The following is a 20,126-nucleotide window of genomic DNA, read 5'->3' as shown; positions in this document are numbered from 1 at the left end:
TTTTATATTTAATTATATTTATTTTAATGTAGATGGACAAACAAATTTAGTTAATGGAACTTCTGTTTCTCGAATACCTGCCATACCTTTTTCTACATTAATCATATTATGGTAACCTCTTGATTTCATAATTGAAGCCCAAATTACTGATCTATATCCTCCAGCACAATGTACATAAAATGTATCATTTTTAGGAACTTCTGCTAAATGTTCATTTAAGTAATCAAGTGGAATATTTATTCCTTTTTCAACACGCTCAGCTTCAAATTCACTAGGTTTTCTAGCGTCAATTACAATAGCATCATTATAATGATTAGCAAAATCATTTGGTGTTACTGATTGTATATAGTCTGTTTCAAAGCCCGCATTTTTCCATGCATCAATACCTCCTTGTAAAAATCCTAATGTATTGTCAAATCCTACTCGAGATAAGCGTGTAATTGTTTCTTCTTCTTTTCCATTTGGAATTATTAATAGAATAGGTTGTTTAACATCTTTAATTAATGCTCCAACCCATGGTGCAAATCCACCGTGTAAACCAATAAATATAGATCCAGGTATATGCTCTTTAACAAAGTCATTTTCATTTCGTACATCTAGAACTAATGCTTCAGTCTGATTTGCAACAGTTTCAAATTCTTTTGGAGTTAAAGGTTTGTTTCCTTTTTCCATAATATTATCTAAACTGTCATACCCCTTAATATTCATCATTACATTTTGAGGAAAATAGGCTGGAGGAGGAGTTAAGCCGTCTAAAAGTTCAGCTTTAAACTCTTCTTTTGTCATGTCAGCTCTTAAAGCATAATTTGTTTTCTTTTGATTACCGAGAGTATCTGTTGTTTCTTTACTCATGTTTTTACCACAAGCACTTCCTGCACCATGATTTGGGTATACAATTAGTTCATCTGAAAGAGGCATGATTTTGTTACGTAACGAATCAAATAAATATCCTGCTAATTTATCTTGGGTTAAGTCTTCAACTAGTTTTTGAGCTAAATCAGGTCTTCCAACATCACCAATAAACAATGTGTCACCAGTAATTATACCGTGTTGCTTGCCGTGTTCGTCAGTTAATAAATAACAAGTACTTTCTAAGGTATGACCTGGAGTATGTATTGCTTTAATTGTATAGTTTCCAAGTATAAATTCTTGATTATCTTCAGCTACGATACATTCAAAATCTGGATTTGCTGTTGGTCCAAAAACAATTTGAGCTCCTGTTTTTTTTGCTAAATCTAAATGTCCAGAAACGAAATCAGCATGAAAATGAGTCTCAAAAATGTATTTGATTTTTGCATTATCTTTATTTGCCCTGTCTATATAGGGTTGAACCTCTCTTAGTGGGTCAAAAATGGCAACTTCTCCATTATTTTCTATATAATAAGCTGCGTGAGCAATACACCCAGTATATATTTGTTCTATTTTCATTTTAAAAGTATTTAAATTTATTTGATGTAAAATTACAAAATTTGGTTTGGTTTGTTGTAACTAAAGTTACATTATAACATTTCTTTAAACAATATAAAACAAGCCATTACTAATACAAAATAAGCAAATCCTTTTTTTAATTGAGTTTCATTAATAAATTTATTAAGATAACTTCCTATGAAAATTCCTAATACAGATATTGCAGTAAAACTTAATAAAAAGAACCAATTGATGGTTAAGTTTTCAACATCTCCCAAGAAACCAATTAAAGAGTTCATTGCAATGATAAATAAAGAAGTTCCAACTGCTTTTTTCATAGGTAATTTTGCGAATAATACTAATGAAGGGATTATTAGAAATCCGCCTCCAGCTCCTACAAGTCCAATTACGATTCCAATGAAAAAGGTTTGAATAATTAAGTTTAATTTAGACGTTTCAATTGAATTGTTTATTTCTTTTTTCTTTTTCAACATAGAAAAAGCTGCTAAAAACATTATTAATGCAAAAAACAACATCAAGAAAGTACCTTTGGTTAAAGTAAAATAATTAATAGTAATTATTTCATTTGGTATAATGGGAACTAAAAAACGCCTAGTTAAATACACACCTATGAAAGAAGGAATTGCAAATAAAAATCCTTTTTGAAAATCTACTAATCCTTTTCTGTAATTATCGAAAGCTCCAAAAACAGATGTGGTTCCAACTATAAATAGTGAATACGCAGTAGCGATTACGGGGTTTATGGCTAATATATATACTAATATTGGTACAGTTAGCATAGAACCACCGCCACCGGTAAGACCAAGTACTAAACCGATTAAAAGTGCTCCTATATATCCAAATATTTCCATTAAAATTCGAGTATTTCTATTTTATTACGATGTAATTTAATTTTTCCTTGTATTTCTAAAGCTTTCAGTAGTCTTGAGATTACAACTCTCGAAGTGTGCATTTCATATGCAATTTGTTGATGTGTATTATTGATTTCTGTACTTCCTAAAACTTTAGCTTTATCAGTTAAATATTTATAAAGGCGTTCATCTAAATTCATAAATGCTAAAGTATCAATTGCTTCTAGCATTTCTTTTAAACGAATGTTATAACTGTCAAAAACAAAGTTTCTCCATGTTTTATATTTAGTTAACCATTCTTCCATTTTTTCTACAGGAATCATTAATAAAGCACCATTTGTTTCTGCAATAGCTCTTATTTTACTTTTTGATTGCCCCATGCAACAAGTTAGAGTCATTGCACAAGTATCTCCTCTTTCAAGAAAATATAAAAGTAGTTCATCTCCATTCTCATCTTCTCTAAGAATTTTTATAGCACCTTCTAAAAGTAATGGCATTGATTTAATGTAATCTCCTATTTCAATTAAGTAATCATCAGCTTGAAATTCCCTGTAATTAGCAACTGCTGCAATCTCATCGATAAGTGGTTCTTCAAAAATATACCCGTAAGCTTGTTTTAATATTTCTTTCATTGTACTTTTTTAGTAAAGATACTCTAAATATAATTTTTCTAAAAATTACATTTTCCCCTTTAACATTTTGTTCCAATATAAGTAAGGTAATCCATATTTTTTAAGTATCCACATGCTCCATTTTTCTTGAGTAGTATCTACAAGTTTTGATAAAAACGGGTCAGAATCTCTAACATTATCATATTTAAATTCGGCTAATACCATTTTTCCATAACCTGTTACTAAAGGACAAGAAGAGTAACCTTCATAGACATTGTGTCCAAGTTTATTCTCTTTAATCATAGTTAATATATTTTCAACAACTACTGGAGCCTGTTTACGAATTGCAGCACCAGTTTTAGCAGTTGGTAAAGCAGCAACATCACCAAGTCCAAATACGTTTCTGTATTTTAAATGTTGTAGTGAAGTAATATCAACATCTAACCATTTTTGTGCATTTGCTAACGAAGAATTTCTGATAAAATCAGGAGCCATTTGTGGTGGTGCTAAATGTAAAATATCATATGGCATTACAATTTCACTTTCACCATGAAATTCTTCATTTAAGACATTCCCTTCATTTATTACACACTGATTTTCTTCTGGAGCTATACTTTTAAAGTATACTAATTTATTTTTTCCATCAATTTTTACAGGAGCATAATGCGGTTTGAAATGAATTCCATATTTAAAAATAACTTGCATTAATGTTTTTGCAAATTCTTTAACTCCAAATATTACTGACCCTGGTGTAGCAAATACTACTTCTGCCTCTATTTTATTTTTTCTAAAATAATCTGCTGCTAAATAAGCGATTTTTTGAGGCGCACCACCACATTTAATTGGTGTAGTAGGTTGAGTGAAAACCGCATTACCGCCTTTAAAGTTTTTAATTAGTTCCCAAGTATAGTTAGGATCAGTATAATTACTACACACTCCATTTTTACCTAAGTTTTCTCTTAATCCTTCAATACCATCTAAATCATAAACTAAACCTGGTGATAAAACTAAATAGTCATAAGCAATAGAACCTCCTTTTTCAGTAGTTAAACTATTACTTTCAGGTTCTAGTGAGGTAACTTTATCCTTAATCCAAGTAACACCTTTAGGAATTACTGATGAAGTTGGGCGTTTTGTTTTTTCAAAATTAAAAGCTCCGCCTCCTACAAGTGTCCAAGCAGGTTGATATACATGTACTTCCGAAGGATCAATAATAGCTATATTTAAACTTTTATCTTTACGTAATAATTGTGCAGCAGTCATAATACCACCGGTTCCAGCACCAACAATTACAATTTGGAATTTGTTTGACATAATTTTAGAATTTGATTAGTTCTATAAATTTAATAATCAATTTAATAAAAACTGTAACAATTGTTACAAAAAAGAAGAGTACTCATTTTGAACACTCTTCTTTAAATTTATCTTTATAGATTTAATGGTTTAACATCTCCGTTTGCTGTTATGATATAATATCGATTGTTTCTAATGATGGTGTTTTTAGGTAATTGGTCTTCTTTCAGTTTTATTTTAATAATTAAATCGTAAAAGATTTGAATAGTAGGTTCTGTTATGTCTGCGTTTACTACAAAAGTGTGTGTTTTTGCAAGGGCAGCATCATAAAATTGTGTATTATTTTTTCTAATATTATTGACAGTGCTTTCTGGCTCGAAATTAATACTCGCTTGACTAAAAGCAGAATAACTTCTGTAGCTTTCCATTGGATAAACTGTATTATAGCCTTCTGTTAAGGATTTTTCTTTTTTAAATAAATCGGTGTTCATAATCGCAGAATAATTGGTTAGCATTTGTTTGTATTCTTCTGCGGCTTTTACTTGTAAAACATCTCTTATATGATCTAAATTACTTGTTACATAATCTACTTTGGCTAAATCATAAATTTCTTGTTTGGCACAAATATTCATAATGGTATTTAAATCATTGGTTTTTTTAAATTTAATAATTAAGTTTTTTTTCAATTCAAATCCAGATGGTTTTTCATTATAAGTTTTTGGATTGAATATTTTTTTCTGAATTTCATAATCATAAAGTGGAACAAAAGAAATCATATCAATAATAACTTCAATTTCAGGATTGAAAGCTGTTATTGACTTTACAACACTTTCTAATCGTTCATCCATAAGTTTGGTTGTTTCTTCTGCGGTTTTACCTATTTGTAAAACACTAAAAACAGCGCGTTGAGAAGTAGCCTTTTCATTATAAATTCCTTTAATACTAATGTACATTTCATTTTCGTTTCCTGTAGTGGTTTGAATGGTGTTTACCTGATTGTTGTGGTACTGATTTTGGTAATTGTAATTGCCGCTTGATAGTGTTTTAGCTGATTCTGAATTAGCATTTCCAGAATGCTGTGCAACCAATGAAGTTGTTGTAAATACAACGAATAGCGATAGTAATTTTTTTGCGTTTTTCATGATAAATAAAATTTAGTTTAATAATTGATTATAAAGAAGAGTCTATTTTATAAGTAATAGTAATGGATAACTCATATTGAATTCCGATTTCCGATTTTGCAATATTTATGACTTTATCAAAATCAGAAGTATCTTGACCTTCGTAGTAATACGTTGTGTTTTTACGTGCTAGTTTTTTTATGAAGTTTTGGTTATGATTTCGGTACAAGGTTTCAATTTCCGAATTCTCATACGCTTGGTATTTCTTGTATTGGGTTTTAGGAAAGTGAATTTCAAAATTCTCAGTAGCATTTGGAGTTCCTATAATTCTTTTTCTAAAAGCTTTTGTGTAGGTTTCTTTTTTTAATTCGGCTATAGCCAAGGCTTCAGAAAACAAATCGCTTCTTATTTTTAATACATCATCATTAGTATAATCGACTTTAATTATATCATAAATTTCATGTTTAGAGGCAAGTGAAATTATTCTTTCAATATCATTAATATTCGTACTTGAGATGATAATATTCTTTTTAATTTCGAAACCTTTTTGAAATTGTTCGGCTTTATTGTTTTCTAAACTGTAATCATATACTTTCATTTGACTTATAAAATCAACATAAATATTTTCTTTTTTAATTTTAAGGGAAGCCAAGTCATTTGTAAAAGCATTAATTCGTTTATTGAGATTGGTATTACATTCTAAAACAGTTTCAGCTTCTTCATTAGTTCCTAACATTATGGTGAAAGAATCAGCCTTGTTATTGAGTAATATTTTTACATTTACTACAAGATGATTGTCGTTAATGGTAATGGTATTTCTAGGAGAAGAACTATTCTTATTATAAGAATTGTAAACTTCATTTGCGGTGACATGATTTCCACTTATTTGTGCACTCAATACAGATAATAATAGAAAGCAACCAATAGTTAATTTAGTTTTCATATTTTTAATTTTTAATGTTGATAGGGCAAACATACTTTTGCTTTTCAAAATGAGTTTAGCAAAAGCACTGTATAGGTTCTGTAATTGTTTTTCAGTACTTTTACAGTCGTTTTACAGCAATTAATTAAAGGGTAGAACTAATTTTACCAAAGGTTTATGACAGATATTAATGTTTTTTATGAATTGAAAAAATGTGTTTTAGAACACTATAAAAAACGTTACCCTTATTTTGAGGGAAGCTGGAAAAACTTTACATCGCAAGACATTTTAAATTTGATTGATGATGTACAAGTTCAAACCAAGAATAGTGTAAGTGAAAAGTGGATTTACACACATTTAAAACCTGAAACCAATGAGAAATTACCAAGAAAAGATATGTTGGATATTTTTTCTCAGTACGTAGGAACTTCAGGTTGGGATGAATTTAAATTTCAACCCATTGATAATAATGATGCAGTAAACGATGTAACCAAGTCTTCTAATAAAAAGAAGTATTTTATTTTTGGATGTATAACTTTTGTGCTTTTTGGATCTGTTTTTTGGAAGATATACAATAAAAATAATCAACTTCAAACCATACAATTAGAAGAAAAATTCAGTAACGATAGTATTTCGTCTAGCTCAACAAAAGTATATGTTGTTGAAGATAAAGTGGAGAAAGAAGTAGAACTAAAAGATTCAAAAATTGAAGTCGATAAAAATGCTCAAGTAGTCATTAAAAGTCCGTTTTATAAAGAAAAGAAAATTGACTTAACTCAAACTCCAAATGTGGATAAAGTAAGTTTACAACCCAATGATTATTCCAACATATTACAAGGATTTATAAAGAGCGATATAAAAGATTGGCAAACAAGAAAAGAGCAATTGCAAAAGATTTTGCATGATAATGTAGAAGTAATTGTAATGCTAAAAAACAATTTAGGAGCAGAATATTTTAATAAGAATGAGTTTTCCCAAAAATTAATCATTCCAACTCCTTCTTTAAAGAAAATGAAAATAGTAGAAGTAGTGAACGATAGTAACAATCAAATTACTTTTATTAGAATAATACAAGAATAATGAAAAAAGCAATGTACCTGTTTCTGTTATTTCCTTTTTTGATTTTTAGTCAAAGTAATTCAACTACGACTTCAAATCAAGAAAGCGTTTCTGCTAAGCAATTGAATACAAATGCTGCAGTTAAGATGAACAGCATTCAAAGTCAGTTTTCAAACGCTTCTATTGTAGAATACCAAAACCAAGCAATAAATACCATTAAAGATTTTTACAATTACATTAATTTATACCATTCTTCAGAAATTACAAACGAATTGAAAGTTGAGGTAGACAAGAGCATTCAAAATTTATTTCTTACTAATTCTATTCAATTAAAAAACGTATTTGATAGCACAGAAAAGCCAATTTCATTAAATGATTTTTTGAGTAAATGTAAAAAGCAATCAGTAGTGGTTTCAGTTAGTAATTTTAACCAAAGTAAAACCACTTCAGATTCGTTTTTTACGTTTCAATATACCATTCAAGTTACTTTAAATTCGAATACTACAAGTCATTCAGTTATACAAAAGGTCTATTTTTTTCCAAGTGAAAAGCAATTTGGAGCTACTAAAAAAAATGTATGGCAATTAAAATTAGGAGAATTTTAATGATATATACTAAAAACAATTTTTACAAACATACCTATTGCGACTTTCAAGAAATTGCAATGGATGAAGTTGCAAATATTCCTATCAATTACAAAAGTAAGTCGGGGAGTAGCTATGCATTTACAGCTGATGGCGTATATCGATTTTCAAATCATTGGGGTAGAGCGGCAAATTGCAGATGGCGATTGATTTCTAATGAAAAAATAAAATCACAAACCCAAAAATGCGGTTTTGCAAAATGGACTGATTTCTATCCAAATAACGAAACCGAAAAATTATTTTATATTGAAGTAAATTGGACAACTTTTCAAATAAATTTCCAACATAAAAACAATCCACAATTTAACGGAAATGCCATTTTGAGAACAGCCAATCAAACTGCAAAAAGAATTCAAACTATTAAAGAAGTTTTACAAACAGAAAGTTGGGCAAAGTATTTATCTTTCGAAGATATTTCAACTTTAAGAAAAATGATAGTTGACCAATTGATAAATACTGATGATACTTTTATAAAAATAAAACAAAATTATGCCAAATAAAAAAGTACTTACTAATTTTCATTCAGCTATTCAAGAAGTTATTGATGCCATTGCAAGAAAAGAGTTGAAATCAGCCAGTTTAAAATTAGAAATAACAAAGACTGAAATTGATAATTATTTAGATACTACTTCAGATGATGAAATCTTGGTTGAATTGAGCAAATACCAAGTTTTAGCACAACATCTTCAAAATAAATTAAACGAATCAGAATAATGGAAAAATGTTATTGTGGTTCAGAAAAATCCTTTGAAAATTGCTGTAACGCTTTTATTGAAGGAATTCAATTTCCTAAAACTCCAGAACAATTAATGCGTTCAAGATATTCGGCTTACGTACTTCAAAATGCCAATTACTTAATGGCAACAACACACGTTTCTCAACGAAAATATTATTTCGTTTCAGAAATTTTGCAATGGGCAAAAAGTAATACTTGGGTAAAATTAGAAGTAATTACTGCTCATGAAAATAGAGTAGAGTTCAAGGCGTATTTTTTAGATGAAAAGCTACAGGCGCAAATTCATCATGAACATTCTACATTTCAATTAGAAAATGAAATTTGGTATTATGTTGATGGAGATTTTTTTAATTAATCCTTCATTTTAATAGTACCTAAACATACTTCTCCTTCTTCAATGCCATCCAGCCAAACTTTTAATTTGTTGGTGCGTTGTTCGGTCATTTCTGCCAAGATATAACTTTTACACATTGGATACACACTTCCATAATGAAGTAACTTATCTTCTTTTGGAAATCGCATAGCCAATTCAGCATCACGAAATTGAATCCATAAGTTTTGTGCTTTTTTTAAATTGATAATGAAGTCTTTTTCATTACTGTATTCTTTCAATATCTTGTTGTAGACCAAATTTAGTTCCGCATCTTTTTCTTTATAATGTGCAAACGCTTCCTGGTTCATTTCAGTTTGAGTTTGACCAAAAGTAATTTGGCAAAAGGCAAATGTTAATAAGCAAAGTAGGTATTTCATAATTTAATTTTTTAATTCCATTGAAAAGTTCCAAGTTGTATTTTAAAGACTTTATCCTTTTTAAAAATAAATTTCAGTCCGTCGATATCGCCTAAGTGAATGAATTTTAAGTTTTGATCATCCCAATCGTGTTTTTCATAAGTCGTATTTCCAATTCCCATTTCCCACTTATATGCTTTTTTAACTTCTTCAACTTTTGAACCAATAGTAATACTGTTTTTAGTCTTTAATTTAGAATTTCCATAGATGTCAATATTACAAACCTTGAAGTTCTTACCTTCATTTTGAAAATCATGATCGTTAAAAGTAATTGATAAATTCAGTTTAGTGTATTGAAAATAATAAAAATGTTCCCCTAAATGTTCATTTCTACCATCGTCTATTTTTTTATCGGGTTCCCCTAAAAACTTCAGCACATTGCTTTTGGTCATTCCTATAGATAAATCTCCAATGTTTTCCGTTAATAATAAATAGGTACCTAAATTATCTGCTGTTAAATGTGTTCTTTTCTTACCTTCATTTTCTTGAAGTATGTCGTATTTTCTTAGACTTACCAAGGAACCCTTTTTAGAGTCTATTTCGCCCTTAAACGTTTTTTCTACATAATTTTCTACATCAAAAACAACAATTCCTGTTTCATATAATTCCCCTCTGGAGTAATAGTTGTCGTAAATTTTATATTCGTATTTTCCAATTGTAAAAGACAAAATGTTTTCGTCCATCCCTTCATTTTGAATTCCTCCACCTCTTAAATAATAATTGTACCTAAAAAGATCCCAACTTTTGGATTTGTCTTTAGGAAATTCTAATTCCACTTTTTCTTCGGTACCGTATCTGTAAATCAAATATTTATCTAAAGTGTCTTTACAAACGCTTAATTTTTTGCCTTCAAATGTTCTAAACGAATACAATTCTACTTCATTTGGTTTTATATAATTATTGGTTGTATTTATCAAAGTAAATTTTTGATTGACAATAGGAGCAAATTCGGCAAATGGACTGATGGTAAATAGTAAGTTATTATTTTGAAATTCAACTTTTAAATTGCCTTTATGTCCGTAGTAATCTCCAACTAATTGATTTTCTTTTACAGAGCAATTTATATAATGCGGTTCGTAATTGTCTGCTTTTGATTTCCAAATCAATAGAAAATCAGCATCGTTTTTTTCTATTCGAATTGCATCTTCACCGTTTTCAGATTGCCATAAACCTAAGAAATCATTAAGATTGAATTTTTTAGAACTGCTTACAATATTGGTTTCGGCCAATAAAGCTTTATTTTCAAGTGCTTTAGATGTACCGTCTTTACAACTTATAAATAGAAATAAAGAAAATAGTAAAACAAAAAACTTTAAAAAAGTATGCATAAATGGTAGATTTTGGGCTTAAATGGAACAAAATATAAAATTATTTGCAATCATTGTGCCAAAAAACTAGATATTTACTTCGAAATCGTTCTACCTAAAACAAACATGGTTTCTTGGTTGCTGTCAATAATAATTTTTTCAATATCATTTTGCATGGCAATTTCTAAAACATCTCTAGCAGGAATAGAAACAAAAGGCTTCGTTTCTTGCGACCAAATCGTTAATGCTGCTTGAGAAGTAAATACGCCCATTACTTTTTGATTTTCTACTTCAAATACCGATGTAAACGTCATAGGAGTTCCCTTTTCAATGGTAGACCAACCGTTTTTATCTCTATTTTCTCCTTTTACAGGCTCTGCAGTAGGAACTACTAAAAAAGCATTATCGCCTTGTAATTCATTAAAAACATCCATAAACGTTTCCTGATTTTGATTGGCTTGAAAGGCTTTTATTTTTTTTAAAAGAGACGTATTGTTTGGGTTAAAAGTATCGTTTTCTAACATGTATTTATTATTTGGACAGCAAAGGTAAGAATCTTTTTTAAGACAAACCATTTCCGATAATCTTGTCACGCTGAGCGCAGTCGAGGGGTACACCACAAACTATGTAAACTTACATGAAGCAATGCGCCTTAATTCAAGAAAGAACCTTATGTGTCTATGTGTTTAATAAAACATACTATTTGCCAATACAGAAATTAGCAAAAATATTACCCAAAAGTTCGTCGTTGGTAACCTCTCCAGTAATTTCACCAAAATAGTACAAAGCCTGGCGAATATCAATGGCAATAAAGTCAGATGAGGTATTACTTTCAATGCCATATTTAACCTTTTGCACTTCTTCTAAAGCTTTTAATAACGAATCATAATGACGTGTATTGGTAACGATCGTTTCATTATTACGCAAAGCACCCGTATTTACAAACGAAAGTAATTCGTTTTTCAATGCATCAATACCTTCTTTTTGTTTAGCAGAAATAAATATAGAATTTTCAATCTGATATTGTAGGGTAGAAAGTAAGCTGTCTTCCAATTTATCTTTCTTATTAAAAATTGTAAGTAGGGCTTTTTGAGGATATTTATTTTTTATTTTTTCTACTTCCACTTTCAAACGTTCCAAACTATCCATAGTCAGTTCAGTACTATCAACTAAAAACAAAACTACTTGTGCTTGTTCTATTTTTTCAAATGTTTTTTGAATACCAATGCTCTCTACATGGTCTTTTGTTTCTCTAATTCCAGCAGTATCGATAAAACGGAAGCCAATTCCATCAATTACCAATTCGTCTTCAATAGTATCACGAGTAGTTCCTGCAATATCAGAAACTATGGCACGTTCCTCATTTAAAAGCGCATTCAATAAAGTAGATTTACCCACATTAGGTTCACCCACAATTGCCACCGGAATACCATTTTTAATAACATTACCCACCGCAAACGAGTCAATTAAGCGTTTCAATACAAATTCAATACGCTCTAATAATTCCTTAAAAGCAGTTCTATCGGCAAACTCAACATCCTCTTCCGCAAAGTCAAGTTCCAATTCAATCAACGAAGCAAAATTCAACAATTCCTGACGCAGTTTAGCAATCTCATTACTAAAACCACCACGCATTTGTTGCATCGCAATTTGGTGACTCGCCTCATTATCACTTGCTATTAAATCCGCCACAGCTTCCGCTTGAGACAAGTCCAGTTTACCATTTAAAAAAGCACGCAAGGTAAATTCACCTGCCTGAGCCATTTTAGCGCCTTTACGAAGCAGTAACTGAATAATTTGTTGCTGAATAAATGTTGAACCGTGACATGATATTTCTACTACATTCTCACCCGTGTAAGAATTCGGACCTTTAAATAAAGAAAGCAAAACCTGATCATACGTTTTAGCACCATCAACCACATGTCCTAAATGAATAGTATGTGTTCTCTGTTGAGTAATATCTTTCCCAGAAACCGATTGAAAAACATCTGCAGCAATAGTTATTGCATTTTGTCCAGATAATCTAATAACAGCAATCGCACCAGCTCCAGAAGGAGTAGCTAAAGCAACAATGGTTTCTTGGTTAATCATTTGGTTTACATTTTAAGTATGCAAATATACGAAAGACAAGTTCAACTCCAATTTCATAAAGTAAATTCAAAAAAAAACGAAGTGTTTGCGTGTTCATAACCTCTCGACTGCGTTCGATTTGACAGGATTGAGTGAAAAAAAAACCGCGATAAACTTTTCAGTCTTGCGGTTTTTTGTAGTTAAGGTTGGTTATAATTGTATATAAGTTATGAATTGTAAGTTTTAAGTTAAGAGTTTAAATTGTATAACTCTTAACTAATAATTTATAATTCATTTCTAGCTATTTAACATAACAGGCATTACAAGCATTGTAACAGTTTCTCCATCATCTAATCCATCAACAGGAGTTAAGATTCCGGCTCTGTTAGGCATTGACATTTCCAATTGAATTTCATCGCTCGTTAAGTTGTTTAACATTTCTATTAAAAAACGAGAGTTGAAACCAATTTGCATATCATCACCTTGATAATCACAAGTTAAGCGCTCATCAGCTTTGTTAGAGTAATCAATATCTTCAGCAGAAATATTTAATTCTGTACCAGCAATTTTTAAACGAATTTGGTGCGTTGTTTTGTTAGCAAAGATTGCCACACGACGTACCGAACTTAAAAATTGTGTTCTATTGATTAATAATTTATTTGGATTTTCTTTAGGAATAACCGCTTCATAATTTGGATATTTTCCATCAATTAAACGGCAAGTCAATACATAGTTTTCAAAAGAAAAAGTAGCATTAGCATCGTTATAATCGATTTTTACTTCTGCATCAGAAGCTCCTAAAATTCCTTTCAAAATATTTAAAGGTTTTTTAGGCATAATAAAATCAGCTACTTGTGACGCTTTAACATCTGCACGTGCATATTTTACTAATTTATGTGCATCAGTAGCAACAAAAATCAAACCTTCTGGTGAAAATTGAAAGAAAACACCACTCATTACAGGTCTTAAATCATCATTACCTGCAGCAAATATTGTTTTTCCAATTGCAGTTGCTAAAACTTCAGCAGGAACAAGTGTAGTAGAAGGTTCGTCTAAACTTACAGCTTTTGGAAATTCATCACCTGGAGCATAAGCAATGGCATATTTACCAGAGTTTGAGCTAATTTCAACAGTACTGTTTTCTTCGACTGTAAAAGTTAAAGGTTGCTCAGGAAATGTTTTTAAAATATCTAATAATAGTTTTGCAGGAATGGCTACACTACCTTGACTTGTAGAATCAATTTCTAAAGTAGCAGACATAGTAGTCTCTAAATCAGATGCTGATACTGTAAGAGCATTATTATCTAATTCAAATAGAAAATTATCTAAGATAGGTAACGTATTACTACTATTAATAACGCTTCCTAATACTTGTAGCTGTTTTAATAAATACGAACTTGATACTATAAACTTCATCATCTTTATATTAAAAATCTTTTTATGATTTTATTTTCACAAATATATTCTAAATCTCCCCAAATAGCAAAAACTATTTATCAACAACTATTTAGTGTAGATTCTTTTTCTTAAATAGGTAAAAAGGAATCCGAAAACTATTAAAATAAGCATTGGTAACCCGATAGTTAGCACTTGTGCCATAGTGTAATTTTGGTAAACTCGTTCTTTGTCTAAAAGAGGTAAGTTTACATCTTTACTTCTAATGTTAATAAGTCCGGTGTCGTCAAGTAAGTAGTTGACACAGTTCATTAAGAACTCTTTGTTACCATATAGATTGTTTGTCCATTTATCAAAACCAAGTTCTAATGGTCCGTTTTGATCCAATTGATTTTTAATAATATCTCCATCACTCACCACAATCATTTTTGAGTCAATACCTTCAGCTGTGTAACTATTGTCTTTAAAAGGTAAAATTCTATTGGTGTACATTGAATTGAACTTACCTTCAAATAATACTGCAACCGGAAGTAAACCTTTTCCAAGGTATTCTTCTGGAGTTGTATTTTCTGTAACTGTTCCTAAACTTACTTCATAAGGAGTTCCAACTGGTTTAGAATATTCAGAACTACTTAATAAAACAGTTTTATTTATTTTATTGTTTAGTAATTCTATTGGAGAAGTAAATTCAAATTTAATTCCTTCTAGATTTTTTACAATAGGGTTTGGAGTTGCCGGATATATAAAAGGCGCAAATTTCCAAAAATACTGTTGGTATTCTGTATCACTTCCTTGTTCTCCGGTAGCTAATTTAATAGGCGTTGCTTGTTCGTCTTTAATCAATAAAGGATTAATTCTAAATCCGTATTTGAAAAACATGTCGTTTAAGCCTAAATCTCTTTGATGTGCTAAAATGGTTCCTGTTTCATTAAACATTTCTTCCATGTCTGCTTTTACAGCATCAACTAGCCAAAGAGTTTTTCCTCCAGAAACTATGTATTGATCAAGTACTTGCTTTTCTTCTTCGGTAAAAACTTCGGTAGGTTTAGCAATAACCACTAAATCGTATTTTTTTAAAGCTTCTAAAGATTGTGTAGGTTGTTTTGCAACAGAATCTAAGGTAAACGGACCTATGTAATAACTTTCTTTTACTGTTTTTAAAAAATCGGCTATATATTTATCTTCTAGTTCGCCATTTCCTTTTAAAACAGCTATTTTCTTTTGTTTGTTTTTTGAAACTTTATTTATTGCTTCTGCAAAAGCAAACTCTAAATGCTGTACTGAGCTAATTACTTTTTGCTCGGTAGTGGCGCCCATTAAATTTTTAAGCAAACTCACTTTTGTGCTTTTGTCTCCATATGTAGCAATTGCCCAAGGAAATACTACTTCTTGAGATTGCTTTCCTTTATTTTCAACAGTAATATTAAGCGGTTGTAGTCCTCTTTCATAAAACTGTTTCATTACAGCAACTCGTTCTTCTTCATTTTCGATAGGGTTTGCAAATACAAAAACGATGTTAGAATTATAAGCACTGAACTCTTCTAATAATTGTTTGGTTTCGTCTTGTAAACGTTTGAACTCAGGAGGGAAATTTCCTTCTAGAAATACATCAATTATAAGTGGACTATCAATACTTTTAATTATTTTTAATGAGGTTTCTGATAAAGTATAACGCTTATCCTCTGTTAAATCAAAACGTTTGAAAAAGTAATTCCCAATTATATTTACAGCAATTAATGATAATGCTATAATAACAAGTTGTTTGATGTTTTGTTTTTTAGCTAATTTCATTATGCTTTTAAAGATTTTAATTTATAAACCGTTGCCAACAAAAATAAAGCGGTAACACTCAAAAAATAAAGAATATCTCTAGTATCAATTACACCACGACTCATGCTTTTAAAATGAGAATCCATTCCAAAAGAAGCAATTAATTTACTGTTAGTCTCGAATAAAGTAGCTATTCCGTCAAAACCAAAATAAAATACAAAGCATAAAAATACTGCTAAAATAAAAGCAACAATTTGATTTTCAGATAATGTAGAAGTAAAAATACCTATTGATGTGTATGCTGCAATTAAAAATAAAAGCCCAAAATAAGAACCTAGTGTGCTTCCCATGTCAATATTTCCTTGTGGTGAACCAAAATAAGAAATTACAATAACATATACTATTGATGGTAAAATTGCTAAAACAATTAAAATAAATGCACCTAAAAATTTTCCGTTTACAATTTCCCACATAGATAATGGTTTAGTAAAAAGTAATTCAAGTGTGCCTTGTTTCTTCTCATCAGAAAATGAGCGCATAGTTACCGCAGGAATTAAAAAGGTGAGTATCCATGGAGAAAGTTTAAAAAACGGACTCATATCTGCAAAGCCAGAATTTAATATGTTGAAATCACCTTCAAAAACCCACAGGAATAATCCGTTAAGCAATAAGAAAATAGCAATTACAAGATAACCAATTGGCGAACCAAAAAAGGATTTAATTTCTCTTAATAATAATGCTTTCATTTATGTTTAGTTATTTTTATGAGTTATTCTTGAAATACATATAACTGCAAATGTACTATTTTAGTTTAAAAAGCTAGACAACTTTTAATCTCTTAAATAAATTGAACTCTTAATCTAAAGTAGCTAATTTATCTACACTCCAAGCTTCAGGTTTATCGCTAAATAGAGTTTTGGTATAACCCCAAATTCCTTTAAATAAATCAGAGTTCCTATAAGCTTCTAAATGCGATTCACTTTCCCAATAGCTGTAAGTAAAAAATGTTCTTTTATCGTTTTTATCTTGATATAATTCTAGAAATTGGTTTCCATTAAAACCTCTAATTTGCTCTTTAACTTCTTCAAAGTTTTCTAAAAAAGGAATAATGTTTTCTTCGTGAAAACGCAATTTTACAATTCGTACAAACATTTATTTAAATTCTATTGTTACTACATCTCTAAAATTTAGACCAAAAAGAGTAGAAGCAGAGCCAACTGTTTTTGGATTGCTTTTATAAATGGCAATTTCTAATAAATTATTTTCATTAAATAAAGCTAAGCGTTCGCCTTCAAAATCTTTAAGTGAATATTTATCAGTCGTTTTAAAATCAGAGAAACTATTTTTAATAGTGCTAATCTTCTTATTGTTAAATTTAATATCAAAAGCCCTATTTCTATGTGCTTCTTGAAACATTTTTTTAGAAATATTGGTAACACAATTTCCAAAATGGTCAATATAAACAATGTTTCCTTTAATTATTTTTAAATCATCTGAAACTACTGCTACCAATTCATTTACTTTCTTAAGTTCAGTAATCTCTTTTCCAATAACATTTAGTAAACCTCCTCGAGCAATATGACATGCAACAGCTACAAAAACATCCATATCTGTTGCGTCTTTATTTAATCGATCGTGAATATTGATTGCAACGATTTTTTGTGCTATTTTTTTTTGAGTAAGCGTGCTTAAAATTCCATTATCTGCACAAATAAAATAATGATCATCCCATTGTAGAGCAATGTGCTGAGTTTCATTTGTACGTTCGCTATCAACTCCAATTATATGTATGGATCCTTTTGGAAAACTATCATAAGCTGCAGCAATACAGTAACCAGCTTCTAAAGTGTTGAATAAATCAATATCATGAGAAATATCAATAATTGTGGCTTCATTATAACCCGAAATTAGTTTTCCTTTCAAAGCACCTACAAAGTGGTCTTTCAATCCAAAATCAGTAGTTAAAGTAATTATTGACATTCTTTTGTTTATAACTTATTCTAAATTAAAAAATAGTTTTTCTTAAATTTGAATACAAAGCTAATGTATTTTCAGCACAAGAAAAATAATTAAAATAAAAAGCCTTTGAACGAAAGAATTATTGAATTAACGGACATTACTCCAAAAGAGTTTTGGGGTGCTCAGGACATTCATCTTGAAGCAATTAAAAAGTATTATCCAAAGTTGAAAATTGTCGCTAGAGGAACACTTCTTAAGGCTTATGGCGAAGAAGAAATCCTTAACGAATTTGAAACTCGTTTTAGAAGATTAATGCAACATTTTTCACGATACAATAGAATTGATGATAATGTAATTTTAAGAGTATTAGAAAGTGATGCTCAAGAAGTTCAACATATGAACAACAGTGATAAAATTCTTGTTCATGGTATTGGTGGGAAATTAATAAAAGCAATGACGCCAAATCAACAGAAATTAGTTGATTTAGTCATGAAAAACGATATGGTTTTTGCCATAGGTCCAGCAGGAACAGGTAAAACCTATACAGGTGTTGCTATGGCTGTAAAAGCTTTAAAAGAAAAACAAGTTAAACGTATTATATTAACTAGACCAGCAGTAGAGGCAGGAGAAAATTTAGGTTTTCTTCCTGGAGACATGAAGGAAAAACTAGATCCTTACATGCAGCCTTTATATGATGCTTTGCGCGACATGTTGCCTCCAAATACATTAGATGATTATATTATGAAAGGTATTATTCAAATTGCTCCTTTAGCATTTATGCGTGGAAGAACTTTAGACAATGCATTTGTTATATTGGATGAGGCTCAAAACACAACTCATAATCAAATGAAAATGTTTTTAACTCGAATGGGAAAAAATGCAAAATTCATGGTTACAGGTGATCCTGGCCAAGTTGATTTACCTCGAAGAACTATTTCCGGATTAAAAGAAGCTATATTAGTTTTAAAAGATATTGAAGGAATTGGAATTATTTATTTAGATGATAAAGACATTGTAAGACATAAATTGGTTAAAAAAGTAATTGATGCTTATAAAAAAATAGAAAATCACGATTAATTATAAATGAGGAGTTTAGATAAGCTCCTCATTTATTTTATAAACTTTTTTGTTATTTCTTTTTTATTAATCTTTATTTGTACTATTAAAATTTATTCTATTGAAAAATGTACTCATAACAGGTGCTTCTGGTGGACTTGGAAATTTAACTACTAAACATTTTGCGGAAAACGGATGGAGTGTAATTGCTACGATGATAAGTTTAGATTTGGCAAAAGATTTAGAAGGATATCCTAATGTAAAGTGTTATCAACTGGATGTGACTTCTACTGAAAATATTGAAAAAGCCAAAAGTCAAATTCTAAAGGATTTTACCACTATTGATGTTATTATTAATAATGCGGGATTAGGTTATAGAAGTTTTGTGGAGCTTTCTGAAGATTCTAAAATAAATAACATTGTAAATGTAAATTGGTTGGGAGTAGTAAAAGTTTGCAGAGCTTTTATTCCGATTTTTAGAGAACAAAATTATGGACAGTTCATCAATATTACTTCAATTGCAGGTTTAGTTAATCTGCCTTTAGGGAATTTTTATCATTCAACAAAACAAGCGGTTGAGAGTTTTTCAGAATGTATGTCATACGAACTTTTAGATTTTAATGTAAGTGTTTGTACGGTTCAATTTGGCAACGCTCCAACAGATTTCCAAAGTAATGTTACTAAGTGCGAAGATTCTACAATTCCATCATATAATAAAATGATGGATGCTATTAATAATATTCTGAACAAAAAAACGAGTAAAAATAAAAACCTTACAACTACAATTGTGAATAAATTGTTTTCAATTGCGAATAACCCTTCTAAAAGTTTTAGAAAATACACTATTGGTTTTGATGCAAATTTTATGAATTTCTTTAGAAAATTTGCAGGTTATAGACTTTTTAATTTTATAATTAAAAAGAAAGTTTTGTAGTCCTTTTTTAGTATTGTTTAAAAAGACGTTTATCACTTAAACGTCTTTTTTTGTTCTTAATATAACAAATAATTGATTTTATTAAGAATTTTCTATTTAAAATAAATTATTAACACGTATATGTTTAAAAATTTAACAATTAAAATAAAAAAACCACAATAAATATGCTTGCATAGTAAAA

At 29.8% G+C, this 20,126-nt stretch carries 22 protein-coding genes; 7 read left to right on the top strand and 15 right to left on the bottom strand.

Going from position 1 to position 20,126, the window contains the following annotated elements:
• Positions 1–18 precede the first annotated feature (18 nt).
• The 6 genes from ACQ65T_RS09945 to ACQ65T_RS09920 all read right to left on the bottom strand — a co-directional run bounded on the left by ACQ65T_RS09945 (position 19) and on the right by ACQ65T_RS09920 (position 6,247).
• Positions 19–1,428, bottom strand: coding sequence for an MBL fold metallo-hydrolase (locus tag ACQ65T_RS09945; protein WP_430400928.1), 1,410 nt, complete (start codon positions 1,426–1,428; stop codon positions 19–21).
• A gap of 71 nt (positions 1,429–1,499) precedes the next feature.
• On the bottom strand, positions 1,500–2,279 hold the full coding sequence (locus ACQ65T_RS09940) for a sulfite exporter TauE/SafE family protein (protein WP_430400927.1): 780 nt from the start codon (positions 2,277–2,279) through the stop codon (positions 1,500–1,502).
• Positions 2,279–2,911, bottom strand: a complete 633-nt coding sequence (locus tag ACQ65T_RS09935) for a Crp/Fnr family transcriptional regulator (protein ID WP_430400926.1) — start codon at positions 2,909–2,911, stop codon at positions 2,279–2,281. Before ACQ65T_RS09935 ends, ACQ65T_RS09940 begins: the two co-directional genes overlap by 1 nt.
• Positions 2,912–2,956: 45 nt before the next feature.
• Positions 2,957–4,204, bottom strand: a complete 1,248-nt coding sequence (locus tag ACQ65T_RS09930; RefSeq protein WP_430400925.1) for an FAD-dependent oxidoreductase — start codon at positions 4,202–4,204, stop codon at positions 2,957–2,959.
• Positions 4,205–4,317: 113 nt separating this feature from the next.
• The gene (locus tag ACQ65T_RS09925) at positions 4,318–5,325 is read right to left on the bottom strand and encodes an SIMPL domain-containing protein (RefSeq protein ID WP_430400924.1); all 1,008 of its coding nucleotides are present in this window, start codon (positions 5,323–5,325) and stop codon (positions 4,318–4,320) included.
• 28 nt (positions 5,326–5,353) lie between these two features.
• Positions 5,354–6,247, bottom strand: a complete 894-nt coding sequence (locus ACQ65T_RS09920) for an SIMPL domain-containing protein (RefSeq protein WP_430400923.1) — start codon at positions 6,245–6,247, stop codon at positions 5,354–5,356.
• A 156-nt stretch (positions 6,248–6,403) separates the two neighbouring features.
• On the opposite strand from ACQ65T_RS09920, the gene ACQ65T_RS09915 reads away from it, so the two are divergent.
• From ACQ65T_RS09915 to ACQ65T_RS09895, 5 genes are read left to right on the top strand one after another with little or no spacing between them, the layout of a single operon-like run.
• Complete coding sequence (locus ACQ65T_RS09915) at positions 6,404–7,306, top strand: hypothetical protein (RefSeq protein WP_430400922.1); 903 nt, start codon at positions 6,404–6,406, stop codon at positions 7,304–7,306.
• Positions 7,306–7,890, top strand: coding sequence for a hypothetical protein (locus ACQ65T_RS09910; RefSeq protein WP_430400921.1), 585 nt, complete (start codon positions 7,306–7,308; stop codon positions 7,888–7,890). Before ACQ65T_RS09915 ends, ACQ65T_RS09910 begins: the two co-directional genes overlap by 1 nt.
• A complete protein-coding gene (locus ACQ65T_RS09905; protein ID WP_430400920.1) occupies positions 7,863–8,429 on the top strand; it encodes a hypothetical protein in 567 nt (188 codons plus the stop codon). Before ACQ65T_RS09910 ends, ACQ65T_RS09905 begins: the two co-directional genes overlap by 28 nt.
• Positions 8,419–8,643 carry a hypothetical protein gene (locus tag ACQ65T_RS09900; protein WP_430400919.1) on the top strand — a complete coding sequence of 75 codons (225 nt, stop codon included), beginning with the start codon at positions 8,419–8,421 and terminating at the stop codon, positions 8,641–8,643. Before ACQ65T_RS09905 ends, ACQ65T_RS09900 begins: the two co-directional genes overlap by 11 nt.
• Positions 8,643–9,020: a YchJ family protein gene (locus ACQ65T_RS09895; RefSeq protein ID WP_430400918.1), complete on the top strand. Its 378-nt coding sequence runs from the start codon at positions 8,643–8,645 to the stop codon at positions 9,018–9,020. Before ACQ65T_RS09900 ends, ACQ65T_RS09895 begins: the two co-directional genes overlap by 1 nt.
• Here ACQ65T_RS09895 and ACQ65T_RS09890 read toward each other — a convergent pair.
• The 9 genes from ACQ65T_RS09890 to ACQ65T_RS09850 all read right to left on the bottom strand — a co-directional run bounded on the left by ACQ65T_RS09890 (position 9,017) and on the right by ACQ65T_RS09850 (position 17,976).
• Positions 9,017–9,415: a lysozyme inhibitor LprI family protein gene (locus tag ACQ65T_RS09890; RefSeq protein WP_430400917.1), complete on the bottom strand. Its 399-nt coding sequence runs from the start codon at positions 9,413–9,415 to the stop codon at positions 9,017–9,019. The two genes, ACQ65T_RS09895 and ACQ65T_RS09890, sit on opposite strands and share 4 nt — an antisense overlap.
• Before the next feature lie 11 nt (positions 9,416–9,426).
• The gene (locus ACQ65T_RS09885) at positions 9,427–10,782 is read right to left on the bottom strand and encodes a hypothetical protein (protein WP_430400916.1); all 1,356 of its coding nucleotides are present in this window, start codon (positions 10,780–10,782) and stop codon (positions 9,427–9,429) included.
• A 74-nt stretch (positions 10,783–10,856) separates the two neighbouring features.
• Positions 10,857–11,285 carry an SseB family protein gene (locus ACQ65T_RS09880; RefSeq protein ID WP_430400915.1) on the bottom strand — a complete coding sequence of 143 codons (429 nt, stop codon included), beginning with the start codon at positions 11,283–11,285 and terminating at the stop codon, positions 10,857–10,859.
• A 175-nt stretch (positions 11,286–11,460) separates the two neighbouring features.
• The gene (gene mnmE, locus ACQ65T_RS09875; protein WP_430400914.1) at positions 11,461–12,852 is read right to left on the bottom strand and encodes a tRNA uridine-5-carboxymethylaminomethyl(34) synthesis GTPase MnmE; all 1,392 of its coding nucleotides are present in this window, start codon (positions 12,850–12,852) and stop codon (positions 11,461–11,463) included.
• Positions 12,853–13,128: 276 nt separating this feature from the next.
• Positions 13,129–14,247, bottom strand: a complete 1,119-nt coding sequence (dnaN, locus tag ACQ65T_RS09870; RefSeq protein ID WP_430400913.1) for a DNA polymerase III subunit beta — start codon at positions 14,245–14,247, stop codon at positions 13,129–13,131.
• An 87-nt stretch (positions 14,248–14,334) separates the two neighbouring features.
• Positions 14,335–16,017, bottom strand: coding sequence for a gliding motility-associated ABC transporter substrate-binding protein GldG (gldG, locus tag ACQ65T_RS09865; RefSeq protein WP_430400912.1), 1,683 nt, complete (start codon positions 16,015–16,017; stop codon positions 14,335–14,337).
• Positions 16,017–16,742, bottom strand: coding sequence for a gliding motility-associated ABC transporter permease subunit GldF (gene gldF / locus ACQ65T_RS09860; protein WP_430400911.1), 726 nt, complete (start codon positions 16,740–16,742; stop codon positions 16,017–16,019). The genes gldG and gldF overlap by 1 nt, the downstream gene beginning before the upstream one ends.
• A gap of 109 nt (positions 16,743–16,851) precedes the next feature.
• Positions 16,852–17,148 (bottom strand): putative quinol monooxygenase, encoded by a 297-nt coding sequence (locus tag ACQ65T_RS09855; protein ID WP_430400910.1) that lies wholly within the window; start codon positions 17,146–17,148, stop codon positions 16,852–16,854.
• Complete coding sequence (locus tag ACQ65T_RS09850) at positions 17,149–17,976, bottom strand: SAM hydrolase/SAM-dependent halogenase family protein (protein ID WP_430400909.1); 828 nt, start codon at positions 17,974–17,976, stop codon at positions 17,149–17,151.
• A 105-nt stretch (positions 17,977–18,081) separates the two neighbouring features.
• Here ACQ65T_RS09850 and ACQ65T_RS09845 point away from each other — a divergent pair, with 105 nt between their 5' ends.
• Complete coding sequence (locus tag ACQ65T_RS09845) at positions 18,082–19,032, top strand: PhoH family protein (protein WP_430400908.1); 951 nt, start codon at positions 18,082–18,084, stop codon at positions 19,030–19,032.
• Positions 19,033–19,132: 100 nt separating this feature from the next.
• Positions 19,133–19,945 (top strand): SDR family NAD(P)-dependent oxidoreductase, encoded by an 813-nt coding sequence (locus ACQ65T_RS09840; RefSeq protein WP_430400907.1) that lies wholly within the window; start codon positions 19,133–19,135, stop codon positions 19,943–19,945.
• The last annotated feature ends 181 nt before the right edge of the window (positions 19,946–20,126 follow it).

Source organism: Flavobacterium sp. (assembly GCF_965284515.1).
GTDB lineage: Bacteria > Bacteroidota > Bacteroidia > Flavobacteriales > Flavobacteriaceae > Flavobacterium.
The sequence above is the reverse complement of the archived record's forward strand: the minus strand, read 5'-3'. Positions and strand labels throughout refer to the sequence as shown.